Raw genomic sequence first — 15073 nt, forward strand, 5'->3', positions numbered from 1 at the left:
TAAAAGTGTTATCAGTGTATCCTGCCGGCCTTCAGGTAGATGGGCCACGTCACCTTCATCTTGGCTGCACCGCCCCAGGCCTTCTCAAAGTCTGGGTACGTCTTTTCCACCGGGTCTGAGCCGTTTTCTTGCATGTACCTCTGGACGCTTGACCATGTGTAGAGGTAACCTGCAAGGTCGCGCAGGCTCCATTCGAGCTCTATCTGGAAGACAGGCGCGTCTATCCGCCGGAACGGAAAAGGTATGTCCTCGTACCTGTTTTCGACGTGCCTTATCTCCTTTGGCCAGTACCTGCCTATGACGTCCTTGTAGAACCTCTGCGTGACCGCGTCCACCTCGGGGCTTGATGAGTGCAGGCCGTACGTCCATGCGGCTATCACTCCTCCTTTCCTCGCCACCCTCCTTGCCTCTCGGTAAAAGTCGTCAAAGCGGAACCAGTGGATAGCCTGGGCCACGGTGATGAGGTCCACGCTTGCGTCATTCAGCTCGGCCTTTTCTGCGGGGAACACGGCAAAGCGCACGTTCGGGCCGGCCTGGGCATTTTCTATCTGCTTGGCACTTGCGTCGCTTGCCACCACTTTTTCAAAGTACTCTGCAAGGATGGCCGCCGCCTGGCCGTTCCCGGTTGCGCAGTCCCAGGCAAGCTCTCTTTTTTCCACAAGACCTGCAAGAAAATCAAAAAGCGCCCTCGGGTAGGTTGGCCTTGACGCCGCGTACTCTTTTGACTGCTTTGAGAACAGGTCCTTGAAGCCGGCCAACCGGCTGCATTTGCAAAACGGCCTAATTAACTGGCCGTTATCCTGTATATCTTGCCGTCCAGGAAAGAGAGCACGTAGATGTTGCCATCGGGGCCCGTCTCGATGTCGGTTATCCCGCCAAACCCTGTCGCAAAGGCGGCTGCAGATATTTCGCCGGGGCTGTCGCCCACAAGGTCTGAGAGGCCGTCATGCAGCACAAGGCCGTCCCTCTGCCCGTTCAGCTCGAAGAAGTAGATGTTGCCGCTGTTGATGTCGCCCACGAAGATGTTGTTTTCGTATTTTCCGCCCAGCCTGCCTGTTTCGATGAACTCGATGTCAGTCACGCCTATAGAATCAAACCAGCTGAATTCCGGGTCGCTGTAGTGCGCGCCTTCAAAGAGCACCAGGTCGCTTTCAGTCGCATTGGACCTTGCCATGGGGCCCATCAGCCTGTGCCAGCCGCTGTTGAGGCCGGGCTCCACCAGGTTCACCTCGTCGTACTCGTCCTCGCCGTTTTCAGTCATCCACAGCCGGCCAGTCACGGGGTCAAAGTCCAGCCCAAAGCTGTTCCTTATGCCGTATGCGAAATACCGGTGGAGCCTTTCGTTTTCGCTGCCGTAAAACGGGTTGTCGTACACCCCTTCCCCGGTCTGCCTGTCCACGCGATATATTACCGACTTGTCGTCCGGCGCCCTGCCCGCCGCGTCGTTGTCAAGCATCCCCCCGCCGGCGTTGGTGTCGCCGATGACCGTGTAGAGCCGGTCGTCCGGCCCGATGACAACCTTGCCGCCGTTGTGGAATGGGCCCGGCTCGCCCGGAAGGTCCAGTATCAGCGTGCCATTGAAAAGTGCCTGTTGCCCCGGGTCGTAGTCGAACTTGTATACCCTGTTCCTCAAGATGCCTGAGGCGTCTTCGGTGAAATACAGGTACACCTCGTCGGGCTCGCCGGGAGCTACCGCAATACCGAGCATCCCCTGCTCTGCCACGTTTTCCACGTCAACTTTCAGAACGGGCTTTTCAACAAGCGTGCCGTTTGAGACTAGCCGGACCTCGCCGTTCTTCTGGAGCACGATTAGGTTGTTCTCGTCCAGGAATCGCATGCTGGTCGGCATCTGCAGCCCCTCTGCCACAAGCTCCACCCTGAGCGCGTCGTCGCGCAGGGCAGGCGCGTTTATCTGCGCCATGGGCCTTCCCGTGTCAGGATGCGGATAGAAAGCAACTGCAAGGCCTGCAGCAGCCGCTGCTATAATGATGTAAACGGCAAGGTGTTTTTTCCGCAATGCCCCGCAATTACTTCATGTACTGGCATAAATGACGTACGAAGGATTCCTCTCCCTGCCGCCTCTATGCGTCTTCAAAATATTTCTTGATGAGCCGGTCCATGCTTTCCCTCGACTTGCTTCCAGCCATCACTTCCGGGTGCTTGTCGCTCAGGTGCTTTAGCACAAACCTAACGCTGTCGCCGCATATCTTGCAGCGCGCCTTGCCAAACACATGCTGTATTCGTCGGGGCAGGTAGTAAAGCGTTATGCGAGGTGCTGGTAGCCGCGGTTTTCCAAAAGCGACTTGCCGGCAAACACCCTGCCTGTCCCTTTTTTCACCGCGCCTACTTCATGCAAGACGATGCCGGCCTTTTTTGCAAGCGCCCTTGCCTTTGGAAGCGACTTTTTCGGGATTGTCGCGACTATCTCGTATTCCTCGCCTCCATAGAACACCAGTTTTTGCAGGTCAAGTCCGTTTGCCTGCGCAAACTCGTCGACGCCTGCCGCCTTGACTTTTTCATAGTCGACGTGGATGTCAACCCTGCTCTGCGCCGCTATCTCGTACAGCGAGGTCGCAAGCCCGTCGCTAGAGTCTATCGACGACGAAAAAAGAGGCGCTAGGACTGCAAAGTCCTGCCGCGGCCTCGGCTCTAGCACAGAGTCGACTGCCTGCTTGCGGAACTGGCCCGTCGCCCTTGCGCTGCCCATCAGGATCGCAAGGCCCGAGGCTGGGTAGCCGAAGAGGCCTGACATCACCACGATGTCGCCGGGCCCGGCGCCTGACCGCGGCGGTATGCGGTCAGCGAGACCTATCATGCTGCAGTCGATTACAAGGTCGCTTGCCTCGTTGGTGTCGCCCCCAACGATTTTCACGCCAAACTCTTGCGACGCGATCTGAAATCCCCGCGCAAGCTCCTCGACGTAGCCCCTTGTTATGCTGCGTGGAAGACCCAGCGATACCATTGCCGCCAGAGGTTTTGCGCCTTTTGCCGCAAGGTCGCTTGCGCACGCAACGACGCTTTTTCTTGCAGCCTGCCGGGGCGACATCTGCTCCGGCACGTCTGTCATCCCCACGAGCATGTCGCACTTGAAGGCAAGTGCCTTTTTACCAAGCGGGATTTCCGCAACATCATCGAGATCGGCGATTCCAAGCGCCGACGAAAAGATGCCAATGATGTCTTTCTCACTTAATCTCGTCATAGGCGCGCTGGACCTTCTCGCTCATCTTCTTGAACAAAGATTCTGCCCTGCCTGCTTTCGACTCTACAGAGACGCGGATGGCGTGCTCGGTGTTTGACGGCCGGACGAGTGCCCACGAGTCGTCATCTATGATAGCTTTTACGCCGTCGCCCATTATCAGCTCCGCCGACTCGGCCTTTAGCATGTCGGGCAGTTTCTCTATGACCTTTGCGTGGAGCGACGAGTCTGCCGGCACCTTTGACCTTATCTGCGAAAACTGCGACGCAAACGCAAGGCAGTCTGCGACCATCTTTTTGTCAAGCGTCGCTATCGTGCCGGCAGCCAACAGCCCGTCGCGGCACATGTTGAACTTGGGCATGATAAAGCCGGCGCTGCTGCCTTCTCCCCCAGCCTCGGCGCCGGTCTCGAGCATCTTTTTCACCACGTTTGCCTCGCCAACCTTCGAGTGCTCTATCCTGCCCCCACGATTTTTCACGTACCTGTCGATTGCGACGCTTGAATCTATGCTTGACACAAAATTTTTGACGCCCATCTCTACTGCGCGGGCTATGCACAGAAGCATCGTTGAATCGGGGCTCAGCTTCTGGCCGTCCTTGACGACTACGAGCCTGTCACCGTCCGGGTCAAGCGCAAAGCCAAAATCAAGATTGCTTGACTTTACAAGCGAGCGCAGGTCTGCAAGCTCGTCGGCTGTGGGGTCTGGGCCCCTGGACGAAATGCCCGGGACTCCATTTATGCTGATGCACTTCATGCCAAGCTTTTTGAACAGCTGCTCGGCGTAGCCGCACGAGGCGCCGCCACCGCAGTCTATTGCCACCTTTGCGCCGCCGGCGCCGATGAGGGCTGCCACGTCGTCAACGTAGGCGGTGCCTGCATCGTGTTCGGTGCCAAAGCCGCCTGCCGCAGGCTGTGACGCAAGCATCCTGGCAAGCTCCTCTTCAAACAGCCCGCGCCCCTGCACTATGAACTTTAATCCGTTCCATTCAAGCGGATTGTGCGACGCGGTGACCATGACGCCGGCGCCATATTTCCGCGCTTCACGGAACGCCGCAGGCGTGGGCGCGACCCCGAGGTTATAGACGTTGACGCCAGCCGACATTAAAGAAGCCGATACTACCTGCGAGATTATCCTGCCAGAAGGCCGCGTGTCCCTAGCAACGATGCACTTTTCTCCCGCAACGCCGGCAAAGAGGGAGGAAAAGCGCGAGACTTCGTTGAGCGTCAGGTCCTGCCCGTATATGCCCCTGACGCCGGATATCGATACCTTCATCCATTTTGAAATTTTGCTCGCGGGTATTTAACATAGCGCGAAGGATTATAACGTCCATCTTACGAGTGAAACACGTTTTGCCTTAGTAGCTCAGCCTGGCAGAGCGAGGGTTTCGTAAACCCTAGGTCGTGGGTCCGAATCCCACCTAAGGCTTGTTTCTCTCATGGTGAATCCTTATATCTTTTGGAGCCGTATAGTTTACGGATAGCAGTCAAAGGAAGAAACATCGATACGTTAACACCGCATCGGTGGACGTAAATCTTTGGATGGACGTCTGATTCCCGCGACTGCTATCCACCGAAACCGCTTCTGCCAGTACAGGTACCCTTAACTTTATCGGCTGCGTAATACCAGCATGGCTGACTCTCTGATGAGCTATGCCATAGTGGTTGGCATAGGGGTCTTCCTGGCGGGGGTCCTGTTTGGCACCAGGTACAACCGCGTAAGGCACGCCCACAAACAAGCGCACGGCGGGGGCATGTCGCACTCCGAAGCTGCCTGAGCCCGTTAACGGGCGGAAGGTAGCCCAGAGCCAGCCTGAGAGCTGTACGGTGCGACGACAGGCATCAGCGCCACACTTTTTTCTTGACAAAGCGGGCACGATGAAAAGCCGCATTTTGTTGCATCTAAAATTGAAGCAGACCAGAAGCAGGATTCGCACAGCGCAAAGCTGACGGCCTGCCTTTTCTCCAGCACTAACTGGCCCATGGCAGCTTCACGTCTTGCGAAAATGGCGCGTCGCGCACGTCGTGCATTATTTCATTCCAGCAGGGCGCGCAGAAATCCTCGTCTTCAACCAGGCGCTGCTCAAAAGTGAGCGACGAGTCGTCGACGCTTTCCCCGCACAATACACATGTTCTTTCTTGTTCCATCCTGCACAACCCTACAAGATCCCCGGGCGCCGCGATGCCCAGTCCAGCCCCCAAATGAGGTGGGGTTCGGGGGCCGAAGCTTGGACACCGCAAGGCACACCTATCGGAGACTTGCAGGATACGAAATAACGCGCCAGAATAAATTCAGGAGGTTTACCTTGTAAACAACCGGATCGCCTGTGTACGCAGGAGATTCTAGAAGATTTTTCTAATATGTAGGATTGTACCAATAAGCACTTATAATTAGCGGGCTATCTTGCGCTGTTGTACCGCGCGGGTGAGGTGGCCCGTAAGACGGACGTAGTAGCTTTTAGGATACCTGCTGAAAAAATAGACCGGCTCAGAAAAGAGGCAAAGATCAAAAAGGTCAGCGTGAACGTGATGGCAAACCACATCCTGGACCTGTTCTTCGACTTCCAGCTTGCCGCCAACAACGCGGGATTCATCTCGCTCCCAAGGAAGACGATTCGCGGGATGCTGGGCGCGCTGCGCGAAGAGGAGATAGCCATCCTGGCAAGGGGTCCGCTCAAGTCTGACTTTGAGGACCTTGTCTACATGATGGCCGGCAAGTTCACGCTCCAGTCGTTTCTGAACACCTTCCTTGCATGGGCCAGGGACTCGAATTTCCCGTACCGCGACGACTTTGAGGACGGCCAGAGGAGCATAACTATCCACCACAACATGGGCAGGAAGTGGTCGATGCTCCTGAAGGAGTTCCTTTCGCCGACGCTTGAGGGGCTTGCCTCCAGGGTCACGTTCAGCGTGCGCGAAGACGTCCTGGTCATAGACGTCCAGGAATGAGCAAAACGCGCAGCGTATTTTCTAAAATGCGACTCCTGCCTGAAAAATTGTTCCAATTTATTTAATTATTTCCTGCATGCAAAGTATCCGGTGCCCAAGGAAGACGTTTCGCGCGTACCTGAAAGCGTCTACCTGAACGAGTATTTCGATTTCGATCCAAAAGCAAACAAGACGCAGGACAAGGTGTTTGGCTGCAAGGCGATTCTCACCAACGAGGAGTTCTGGGACGCGCTGCAGGACGGGCTATATGATACATTAAACGAGGGCTGGTCTGTGATACTTTTCCAGATGGGATTAAAGTACGGCACGTCGGTTGGAGGAAAGGCCAGAGAATCGATACAGGATGTCCAGCAGGCAGTCAAGTTCTTAGAATCGTACGGGCTGATGGCCGGCTGGGGCAGGTTCAAGGCCGCCCCTTTCACGCTTGCAGCAGGCAAGCTTGCCGGCGACCTCAGGGTTACAGTCGAGGACAACTTTTTTGCAAAGACGGGCAAGAAAAAGAAGTGGGAGACTCCCCGGTGCTTCTTTATCGCCGGCCTGCTTGCAGGCATTGCGGAGGGACTGCTTGGCGAGGGCCATGCCTGCATAGAGACAAGGTGCATGGCAAGCGGCGCCCACGCCTGCGAGTTTCTGGTGACCCGAAGGAACAGGTAATGCAACCAATTGCAGTGCATTATCGTGCAGACCTGCACCTTAAGACCCAAGCGCGCATTTGGAGCGCCATGGGATTCAGATGCCTGGAATGCGCAAGCGACCTCCGGAACAAGGTCATGGTAACAAGGCTTGGAGACATCGACGTGTGGTTCTGCGACGGCTGCAACATCTACTACGACAAGAAGGAGATAAAGGGCCTCATCTTTTGCAGGTAAGTCTAATATAGGATGCGCAGGACGTATCTGCGTGCAGGCTGCAAAAAGCCACGACCTCCGGGTGCTCGGGATAATGATAGGCGCCGCGCTGTTCTTTGCAGTCACGCTTCTAATCTCGTTCTTTGGAGTCATCATCATGATAAAGGAGCTTGGCATACCCGCAAGCGAGGGCCCCAACTACTTTATGCTAGGGCTCGTACCGCCTTCGATAGGGACGTTCTTTCTCTTTACAAAGGTGCTCGGCCGGTTCCTCTAGGGCATGAGGTCAAGGGCCATGCGGAGCTCTGCTATCTCTTTTTCAACCACGCGCCTGTCAGACTCGTCCTGCGCGTATTTCAGCAGACGCTCGCACGCGTCAATCTCTGCCATGATGACGTCCCTCTTGCCAAGGCAAAGGGAATGGTACTGGTCTGTAAACGCGTAGGCTATCTTCTTTGAATCCTTGCACCCGCAGGTTTTTGCAACTATGATTGAGCGGACCTCGGTCTCAGCGATGTTCATGAAAGTGAAATGGCGCCCATAAAATAAAAAGGGCACTGAACATGGTGCAGCGATGCTTAACATCGCGCAAGTCTTTTAAAATATGGCTTTCCGGTACTTGTCATGAAAGAGTCGTTCCACTGCAGGCCGTGCGACAAAGAGTTCATCGAAGAGGACTTGGCAGTGAAGCACAGGCAGACGACCGGCCACGAAGTGATACAGCGCAGGCTGGAGAGCTAAAAAATTCAGGGAGGAAGGTCTGCAAGTTTTACCTGCGCCTTCCCTTCGCTGCTTGCTGATCTTATCGCGTCGATGCACGCTGCCTTGATGTCGTCGTAGGCCGTGACTCTCATTATCTCCTCAAGCGACGGCAGCGCCTCTACGCCCCGCGCCGACAGTCTTTTGATGGCCTCCTTCTTTTCCTGAGGGTTGCTTGACCACTTCGCTGCCTCTTTCAGTTCCCAGAGCGATTTGTCGGACAACCGGTCCACCTGCCTATTTATCGCGCAACTCGTATTTACGCAAGCTGGTCAGGAAAGGTTATAGCCACGTCTCATAGCCCCACGGCTATGCAGGAGTACGTCGCCCTTGCGGTGTTTGCGGCGGTGTACGTCCTGATAATAGGCCGCAGGCGCTTTGGGGTGCCGATATGGGTCGCGATGCTCATTGGGGCAGCGCTTATGGTCGGCCTGCAGGTCACGTCAATCCAGGGCGCCTACGACGCAGTCAACCTGGAGGTGATTGCGTTTCTCTTTGGCATGTTCAGCATTGTCTCGGCGCTGGAGAGGGCCGGCGTGCTAAAGATGATAGCCATGAAGATGCTGTCGTGGGCAAGGACGCCTTCGCAGCTCCTGATGGCCTTTGTGGTCGGGATGGGTGTGCTCTCGGCTTTTCTTGTAAACGACACCATCGCGCTTCTCGGGATACCGCTTGCAATCCACGTCGCAAAACACGCAGGAATCAAGCCTGCGGTTCTTTTGCTTGCGCTTGCGTTTGGCATAACGGTTGGGAGCGTCATGACGCCTATTGGAAACCCCCAGAACTTGCTAATAGCCATAGACAGCGGCTTTGACCTGCCGTTTCGGACGTTTCTCTTTTACCTGGCAGCCCCGACTGTTGCAAACCTCTTTGTCACCTATTTTATCTTGAAGCTGTATTTCAGAAAGGAGCTTCCGCAAAAGCTGCAGTACGCGCCTGTTGCAGCTGAAGTTGTAAGTGGCGAGAGCATCCCGGACCCGAGGCAAGCAAAAATCGCGATATACATAACGATAGCCACGCTTGCTGGCTTTTTGCTGTCAGAGCTCCTGCATGTTTACCAGATAGCGCAATTCAGCATCAGCATAGTCGCGATGCTTGGAGCGGCCGCGCTCTACGCCCTTTCGTCAGAGCGGACGCAGCTTTTGAAACACGTGGATTATTCTGTTCTGGTGTTCTTTGCGGGCATGTTCATAGTCACGTCGTCGATGTGGCAGTCAGGCGCAATAGGGATAATCACCGGCTGGCTCCCTGACCCAAGCCCAGCAGACGAGGCGCAGAGCCTGAGCGTCATAACCGCGGCAAGCCTCGCGCTCAGCCAGGTCCTCAGCAACGTGCCGTTTGTCTCGCTGTACGACTTTGTGATGATTGACAGCGGCTTTGGGCAGGAGCACGTCGCGCAGTGGCTGATGCTCGCTGCAGCAAGCACTGTCGCAGGCAACCTGACTATACTTGGCGCGGCGAGCAACGTGATCGTCATCGAAGCAGCCGAAACGCGGGGCATGCGCGCGTTTTCGTTTGTCGAGTTTTCAAAGATAGGCAGCATAATCACCGTTGCAAATATCGCAATCTACTACGCGTTCATCTATTTCGTGCTCTAGGGCGTACGTGCGAAAATAGACTTGCCGGGGCTTTAATAGCGCAGTCACTAAAACCCGCCGTGGTTCGCATAACCGTCTCGCCTGATGCTGCAAGGTACCTCATAAGGAAGATGAAGAGGCCAAACGTCATAGTCTACCGCGACATTTTCCGCGCAAAGCGCGGGTCCGTGTTCATCCTCAGGGTCAGGGCGGCAGACGGCAGGGAGCCGGGCGGGCAGTTTGAGGCAAGCGACCACGCAGGCGTGACTGTCTGGGTGGAAAGCGAGTTTCTGCGCCGGCTTGCGCCGGGCGAGGGCATTTCAATCGGCCTTGACAGGGGCCTGATAAAGAGCCTGAAGGTCGAGATGGCGTCTGAGCGAATAAGCGCGCTTGCCTAGATGTATTTCTGCGAACGTACAACCCGTTATGAAATATGCTGGCATGACGCGTGTAGATGAAGCTCAAGACTATCATGGTGCTGGCGCTGATGGTGGTAATTTTCATGTCCTTTAGCATGCTCCAGGCCCGGGGCGAAGAGTTCCAGGGCCCGACGCTGACTGCGACTGACACCATAGCAGGTAGGTACACCGACCCTTCCTCGTTCCTTACAGTCGAGTTCCCGGACGGGTGGACTGGCATAGACTACCTCGGCTCGCCCCTCGTCTCGCCTGACGGCGTGCTTGAAGACGGGGGCATGGCAGGATGGCCCGAAGTGTCCATGATGGCAGTCGTGATGAAAAGGTCGGGGCTTGAAGGCATGATATCAGACGCTGCCGACGACGAGTCGGACTATGGTTGCAAGACGCTGTCCACCAGATACGTCACGATGCAGGGCGTCAACGCGATTGAAAACGTGAAAGAGTGCGCTTCTGACGGTAATTACGCCAAATCAAAGGTGTACATAATGCCGACGCAGTCGCAGATTGCAGTCCTTGCGTATTCCGTGACGTCTGCCGAGAAATACGAAGACTACCTTCCTGCCTTTGAGCAGTCGGTGCAGACTGCAAGGCTGGATGGAAAGCCGGTGCAGGTAGGCTCTTTTGTGTCAAGGTCGCTTGGGCTTGAGCGCACCACCTACCCGATAACGGTTGCAGGAAATCCTGTGGAAATCGCGCTTGAAAGCTCCTCTGACATAAGCGACTTTTCTTTTGACGAGGAGTCCAAGACAATCTCCTTTACTGTGGCAGGGAGCGAGGACAAAAAGGGCGTGACCATAGTTCCTGCAAGCTGGGCGCTTGAAGGCCCCTACACGGTCATGGTAGACGGCAGGCCGGCACAAGACGTCGTCGTCATAAGCGACACCACGTCGCAGGACGAGCAGACCATCGTGAGGCTCGACTACAGCCACAGCGTGCACGAGATATCGATAACGGGGGCGGCAGTCGCGCCCGAGTTCCCGCCGTTTGTTGCAGGCCTCGCCGCGGCAGGCGCAATAGGTGCAGGCCTTGCCGCGCGAAAGGTGCTTAGGATAACCTAGGGCACGAGCACTGCGCGCGCCTCTACTTCCGAGTTTTTCAGGCGCGCCAGCACCTCGTTTGCCTCTGCAAGCCTGTGCGTCTCTATGACTACTTTGAGCGAGCTTTCAGAAGCTACCTTTACCAGGTCGGCCATGTCCTGCCTTGAGCCTATCACAGTGCCCCTGACAGTCTTTTCGTCAAAGGCAGAAAAGTTGGGTATGTTGCCCACGACGCCGACGACTACAAGCCCGCCCTTTTTGACCGACTTTATTGCCGCATCTATGGCGTTTTCAGAAGGCGCAAACACTATTGCGCTGTCCAAGAGCCCCTCTTCCTTCTTGAGCTGCTTGACAAACTGGTCCGGCGAGTCCTGATATGCGACTGCATTGTCGGCGCCAAGCTTTTTTGCAAGGTCGAGGTGCTTTTTTGCCCTCGATATCGCCACAACGCGCGAGCCTTCCATCTTCGCCAGCTGCACGGCAAGGTGCCCGACGCCTCCCACGCCGAATATGCCAACGGACCTGCCTTTTGCCGGCTCGCTTGCCTTGACTGCCTTGTACGCGGTTATCCCGGGGCAGAAAAGGGGCGCGGCGTGCGGCGAGTCGATGCTGTCAGGTATCGGCGTCACAAAGTCTTCGCTGGCGACGATGAACTCGGCGTATCCGCCCTGCACGCTCTCGCCCGTTATCTCGGCGTCGTCGCACAGGTGTTCCTTGCCTGACTTGCAGTACCCGCACTTCAGGCACGAGCTGAAAAGCGGCTGAATCCCGACCCTGTCGCCCTGTTTTATCCTGCGGGCGCCGGCGCCGGCCTTCTTGACCACGCCCACCACCTCGTGCCCCGGCACCACGGGAAGCACGGAAGGCGAGCCCCTGTCCTTCCAGTCGCCTTCTATCATGTGGAGGTTCGACCTGCAGACCCCGCACGCCTCTATCTCTATGAAAAGGTCGTTCCTGTTTTTTATTTCAGGGTTTGCAAGCGTCCTCAGCTTCAGCGGCCGCGTCTCTATGGGCGCGCACCTGTCAAGCACCATCGCCTTCATGTCACTTACTGGCACCCTTGCCGTTTATCTTCATTCCTGCGCAGCACAGCAGGTATGCGACAAGCGTGCCGGCGTTTTCCACCTTTCTCTCTGCTATCATTTTTTCAAGCTTGCCGATGTTCACTATTTCCACGCGTATGTCCTCGGTGCCGTCGTGGTCGGTCTTGCCGTTTTTCAGGCCAGTCGCCCTGTACACGTGGACCGTCTGCCTCGACTTGCTGACCGACGGGTGGTAGTCATAGACGTGCTCTACCTTTTCTGCCCTGTAGCCGGTCTCCTCGGCAAGCTCGCGCCGCGCAGTCGCAAGCGGGCTCTCGCTTTTTTCCACGTGGCCTGCCGGGAACTCTATCATCACTTTGTCCAGCGGATACCTGTACTGCCTTATCATGACAAGCCTCTTTTCGTCAAGGAACGGGACTACCACGACGACGTCAGACGAGCTGTAGTGCGTGTAGCGCATCTTTTTCCCCTTCGGGGTCTGCAGCTCGTCCTGGAAAAGCTCCATGTAGACCGTGTCGCCGTCCCTTGCCTCGTACACCTTTTTCCTTGAAAGGCGCTTCCAGCCCCTTGCCAACGCCTCTGCTGGCATCGGGCGCAATTATAATGTTCTACTGCCAGAACAGCCCCGCAGGGGAGTTCCCCTTAAATCCGCGTCGCGCACAGAACCACCGTGGAAAGCCCGGACATCGAGCGCAAGCTCTCTGGCAGGACCCTGCAGGTCTACCTTTACCTCCAGCGCAAAAAGGAGCCCGCCGGCATCAGGGAGGTCCAGAGGGACCTGGGCCTTTCAAGCCCGAGCGTGGCAGACTACCAGATAGAAAAGCTGGCCGGCATGGGGCTTGTCTCAAAGGACAGGCACGGCAGGGTCTTTGTGACAAGGAAGGTCAGGGTGAAGGCGCTTGACTCGTACGTCAACTTTGGCAGGTTTTCAGTCCCGCGTCTTGCGTTCTACGCCTCGGTGTTTTCGGCAGTCGCAGTTCTTTACGCAGCGTTCAACATTTCGAACATGAGCATTTACGGCGTGGCTGTGCCTGCAGCGGCGGCTGCAGTCCTGTGGGTCGAAGCGTGGAGGATGTGGAGGTTCAGCCTCATAGAGAGGGCGCAAAACGCCAAGGCCGGCGAGAGACAGACCCTGCTCCACATGCTTGCGCCCGGGATAGCGGCAGTTGCCGTGTTTGTAGCGGCAGGCGGGTTCCTATCCCAGTACTCGCAGCAGTCGTCGCTTGTGCCGGCGCCTGTCGCCCCTTACGACTGGGAAGCAAGCAGGCCGACTCTTGAAGAGTCTGCAGAGATTTCCCACGAAAAGGTGGTCGCGGCGGGAAGCCCCTCTGGGATAGCCGAGCCGGTCATGACCGGCTTGCTCTTTTCTGCGGCAGTAGTCATGGGGTTTGTGGCCTACGTCGTCGCAAGGTACCGCTCTGCAGGGCGCGTTCTGGAACCAGAACAGGCGCACGACGCCGCGTCCTGAACGCAGGATTATCCAGAGCGCCTCCCATAGTTATTGCATGGACGCAAAAAGAAAGCAGATAGCGCTGCTCGCAGCGGCCGGACTTTTCTTGGCAATCGCCGGCCCTGCGCAGCAGGCGCACGCGCAGTACGGGGTCGGAGGCAACCCGACCACCGCCCCTTCAGAGGAGCAGCTGCAAAAGTGCGACGAGTACAGCATACCTAGGGCGCAGTGCACGGAAAACGCCATCCTAGCAATCGAGAGGGTAAAGAGCGCGGAGAAGACCCAGTACGGCAACGATCCCGAGGGCTCGGGCACGTCGCTCCTTGCGACGCAGGCAGGCCAGACGTGGGTGTTCTTAGGAGTGCTGGGCGCCATATTCGGTGGAGTCGCGGCGGCGTTCTTTGTCAGGGGCAAGGGCACAAGGACGCCCTGACCCTTCTTTTTTTAAAAAATTATAATAATCTGTCTCGCACAAATCCACCAATGCGCGCAGGCGACATCAAGTCGGAGAGCTTTTCCGGCAAAGAAGTAACAATCCGCGGCTGGGTGCACAGGCTCCGCAAGCAAAAAGAGCGCGCGTTCATACTCTTGCGCGACGACAGGGGAGGCGTCATCCAGTGCGTGTTCCCAGCAGACAGGGTCGCAAGCCTGACCATCGAGTCGTCCATCGAGGTGACGGGCACGGTCAGCAGGGACGAGAGGGCGCCGGAAGGCGGCTACGAGATAAAAGGCGAGCAGCTGAAAGTCTACAACGTTGCAGCCGAATACCCGATAGGCGAGTACCAGAGCGACGAGCTTTTGCTCGACAAGCGCCACCTTGCGCTCAGGACGCGCAGGATGATAGCAATCGCCAAGATACGCGCGTCGGTCTTGCACTTTGGCCGGAGCTGGTTTGTAGAAAACGGCTGGATGGAAGTCACCGCGCCCACCATAGTCAAGGGCGCAGTCGAAGGAGGCTCGACCCTTTTCAAGCTGCGCTACTTTGACCAGGACGCCTACCTGTCGCAGTCGGCGCAGCTGTACCTTGAAGCGATGATATTTTCTCTGGGTCCGGTGTGGAGCCTCACGCCGTCGTTCCGGGCAGAAAAGTCAAGGACTGTCAGGCACCTTGCAGAATTTTCGCACCTTGAGGCAGAGGCACCCTGGGTGGCGCTTGAGGACATTTTGAAGGCAGAGGAGCAGCTGGTGTCCTATGTAATTCAGAGCACTGTCAAAGAGCGTGCAGAAGAGCTTGCTCTGCTAAAGCGCGACGTGTCAGAGCTGAAAAAAGTCGAGCCGCCGTTTGAGCGCCTGCCTTATGGCAGGGCTATAGAAACTCTCCGGTCAAGGGGCTTTCAGGTGACAGAAGACAGCGGCAAAAGACGCGACATCCAGTTTGGCGACGACCTGTCGATAGACTCAGAGCGCGAGCTGACAAAGGACGCCGACAGGCCCGTGTTTGTCGTCGGATACCCAATAGCAGTCAAGCCGTTCTACGTCAAGGAAGACCCCGAGCATCCCGGTGTCGGGCTGACTGCAGACATGCTTGCCCCGAGGGGCTTTGGGGAGATAACCTCCGGCGGCCAGAGGGAAGACGACATCAATTCGATAATAAACAGGATGAGAAAAGAGGGTCTCGATCCTGCGGCGTACGAGTGGTACCTCGATCTGCGCCGGTACGGCTCGGTCCCGCACGGCGGCTTTGGGCTTGGCATCGAGCGGCTGGTGCGGTGGATAGCAAACGTCGAGGACATCAAGGACACGGTGCTGTTCCCAAGGACCATGTCACGCGTAGAGCCGTGAAAAAAGTAGGGCGTGA

Annotated in this window: 21 protein-coding genes and 1 tRNA gene; 12 read left to right on the forward strand and 10 right to left on the reverse strand. The window is 56.6% G+C overall.

The features are described 5' to 3' along the window. Window positions 1-11: 11 nt before the first annotated feature. From HXY31_RS07685 to HXY31_RS07705, 5 genes are all read right to left on the reverse strand, one after another. Window positions 12-758: a methyltransferase domain-containing protein gene (locus HXY31_RS07685; RefSeq protein ID WP_292641581.1), complete on the reverse strand. Its 747-nt coding sequence runs from the start codon at window positions 756-758 to the stop codon at window positions 12-14. A gap of 26 nt (window positions 759-784) precedes the next feature. Continuing rightward, a complete protein-coding gene (locus HXY31_RS07690; RefSeq protein WP_292641583.1) occupies window positions 785-2017 on the reverse strand; it encodes a PQQ-dependent sugar dehydrogenase in 1233 nt (410 codons plus the stop codon). 64 nt (window positions 2018-2081) lie between these two features. Then, window positions 2082-2231 (reverse strand): hypothetical protein, encoded by a 150-nt coding sequence (locus HXY31_RS07695; RefSeq protein WP_292641586.1) that lies wholly within the window; start codon window positions 2229-2231, stop codon window positions 2082-2084. Between the two features lie 32 nt (window positions 2232-2263). Then, entirely contained in the window at window positions 2264-3199 is a 936-nt protein-coding gene (thiL, locus tag HXY31_RS07700) for a thiamine-phosphate kinase (protein ID WP_292641588.1), read from the reverse strand. Continuing rightward, window positions 3183-4469 carry a hypothetical protein gene (locus HXY31_RS07705; protein ID WP_292641590.1) on the reverse strand — a complete coding sequence of 429 codons (1287 nt, stop codon included), beginning with the start codon at window positions 4467-4469 and terminating at the stop codon, window positions 3183-3185. The genes thiL and HXY31_RS07705 overlap by 17 nt, the downstream gene beginning before the upstream one ends. 79 nt (window positions 4470-4548) lie before the next feature. On the opposite strand from HXY31_RS07705, the gene HXY31_RS07710 reads away from it, so the two are divergent. Together HXY31_RS07710 and HXY31_RS07715 are read left to right on the forward strand one after the other, a co-directional pair. Beyond that, window positions 4549-4622: transfer RNA gene (locus HXY31_RS07710), tRNA-Thr, on the forward strand. A 202-nt stretch (window positions 4623-4824) separates the two neighbouring features. Beyond that, window positions 4825-4971, forward strand: a complete 147-nt coding sequence (locus HXY31_RS07715) for a hypothetical protein (protein ID WP_292641592.1) — start codon at window positions 4825-4827, stop codon at window positions 4969-4971. 193 nt (window positions 4972-5164) lie between these two features. Here HXY31_RS07715 and HXY31_RS07720 read toward each other — a convergent pair whose 3' ends face one another. Continuing rightward, a complete protein-coding gene (locus tag HXY31_RS07720) occupies window positions 5165-5341 on the reverse strand; it encodes a hypothetical protein (RefSeq protein WP_292641594.1) in 177 nt (58 codons plus the stop codon). A gap of 264 nt (window positions 5342-5605) precedes the next feature. Here HXY31_RS07720 and HXY31_RS07725 point away from each other — a divergent pair, with 264 nt between their 5' ends. From HXY31_RS07725 to HXY31_RS07740, 4 genes are all read left to right on the forward strand, one after another. Beyond that, window positions 5606-6142: a hypothetical protein gene (locus HXY31_RS07725; RefSeq protein ID WP_292641596.1), complete on the forward strand. Its 537-nt coding sequence runs from the start codon at window positions 5606-5608 to the stop codon at window positions 6140-6142. 90 nt (window positions 6143-6232) lie between these two features. Beyond that, window positions 6233-6796: a V4R domain-containing protein gene (locus HXY31_RS07730; RefSeq protein ID WP_292641598.1), complete on the forward strand. Its 564-nt coding sequence runs from the start codon at window positions 6233-6235 to the stop codon at window positions 6794-6796. 68 nt (window positions 6797-6864) lie between these two features. Then, on the forward strand, window positions 6865-7011 hold the full coding sequence (locus HXY31_RS07735; protein ID WP_292641600.1) for a hypothetical protein: 147 nt from the start codon (window positions 6865-6867) through the stop codon (window positions 7009-7011). Between the two features lie 31 nt (window positions 7012-7042). Then, a complete protein-coding gene (locus tag HXY31_RS07740; protein WP_292641601.1) occupies window positions 7043-7267 on the forward strand; it encodes a hypothetical protein in 225 nt (74 codons plus the stop codon). Here the strand turns inward: HXY31_RS07740 and HXY31_RS07745 are convergent. Together HXY31_RS07745 and HXY31_RS07750 are read right to left on the reverse strand one after the other, a co-directional pair. Further along, on the reverse strand, window positions 7264-7512 hold the full coding sequence (locus tag HXY31_RS07745; protein ID WP_292641604.1) for a hypothetical protein: 249 nt from the start codon (window positions 7510-7512) through the stop codon (window positions 7264-7266). The two genes, HXY31_RS07740 and HXY31_RS07745, sit on opposite strands and share 4 nt — an antisense overlap. Before the next feature lie 224 nt (window positions 7513-7736). Further along, entirely contained in the window at window positions 7737-7973 is a 237-nt protein-coding gene (locus tag HXY31_RS07750) for a hypothetical protein (RefSeq protein WP_292641606.1), read from the reverse strand. Window positions 7974-8060: 87 nt separating this feature from the next. Between HXY31_RS07750 and HXY31_RS07755 the strand changes: the two genes are divergently transcribed. Genes HXY31_RS07755 through HXY31_RS07765 form a run of 3 tightly spaced genes read left to right on the forward strand, consistent with a single transcriptional unit; the run spans window position 8061 to window position 10803 of the window. Beyond that, entirely contained in the window at window positions 8061-9347 is a 1287-nt protein-coding gene (locus HXY31_RS07755) for an SLC13 family permease (RefSeq protein ID WP_292641608.1), read from the forward strand. A gap of 59 nt (window positions 9348-9406) precedes the next feature. Further along, window positions 9407-9724: a hypothetical protein gene (locus HXY31_RS07760; RefSeq protein WP_292641610.1), complete on the forward strand. Its 318-nt coding sequence runs from the start codon at window positions 9407-9409 to the stop codon at window positions 9722-9724. 56 nt (window positions 9725-9780) lie between these two features. Further along, a complete protein-coding gene (locus tag HXY31_RS07765) occupies window positions 9781-10803 on the forward strand; it encodes a hypothetical protein (protein WP_292641613.1) in 1023 nt (340 codons plus the stop codon). On the opposite strand, the gene HXY31_RS07770 is transcribed toward HXY31_RS07765, so the two are convergent. Together HXY31_RS07770 and HXY31_RS07775 are read right to left on the reverse strand one after the other, a co-directional pair. Then, window positions 10800-11840: an alcohol dehydrogenase catalytic domain-containing protein gene (locus HXY31_RS07770; RefSeq protein ID WP_292641615.1), complete on the reverse strand. Its 1041-nt coding sequence runs from the start codon at window positions 11838-11840 to the stop codon at window positions 10800-10802. The genes HXY31_RS07765 and HXY31_RS07770 overlap by 4 nt on opposite strands. Next, window positions 11827-12399, reverse strand: a complete 573-nt coding sequence (locus tag HXY31_RS07775) for an NUDIX hydrolase (protein WP_292641617.1) — start codon at window positions 12397-12399, stop codon at window positions 11827-11829. The genes HXY31_RS07770 and HXY31_RS07775 overlap by 14 nt, the downstream gene beginning before the upstream one ends. A gap of 96 nt (window positions 12400-12495) precedes the next feature. On the opposite strand from HXY31_RS07775, the gene HXY31_RS07780 reads away from it, so the two are divergent. The 3 genes from HXY31_RS07780 to asnS are packed head-to-tail and all read left to right on the forward strand — an operon-like array spanning window position 12496 to window position 15057. Then, the gene (locus HXY31_RS07780; protein ID WP_292641619.1) at window positions 12496-13293 is read left to right on the forward strand and encodes a hypothetical protein; all 798 of its coding nucleotides are present in this window, start codon (window positions 12496-12498) and stop codon (window positions 13291-13293) included. Between the two features lie 37 nt (window positions 13294-13330). Continuing rightward, window positions 13331-13708, forward strand: a complete 378-nt coding sequence (locus HXY31_RS07785; protein ID WP_292641620.1) for a hypothetical protein — start codon at window positions 13331-13333, stop codon at window positions 13706-13708. Between the two features lie 50 nt (window positions 13709-13758). Further along, complete coding sequence (gene asnS / locus HXY31_RS07790; protein ID WP_292641622.1) at window positions 13759-15057, forward strand: asparagine--tRNA ligase; 1299 nt, start codon at window positions 13759-13761, stop codon at window positions 15055-15057. Window positions 15058-15073: the final 16 nt, after the last annotated feature.

This window comes from Nitrososphaera sp., assembly GCF_013388945.1.
In the GTDB taxonomy this organism is placed as follows: domain Archaea; phylum Thermoproteota; class Nitrososphaeria; order Nitrososphaerales; family Nitrososphaeraceae; genus Nitrososphaera.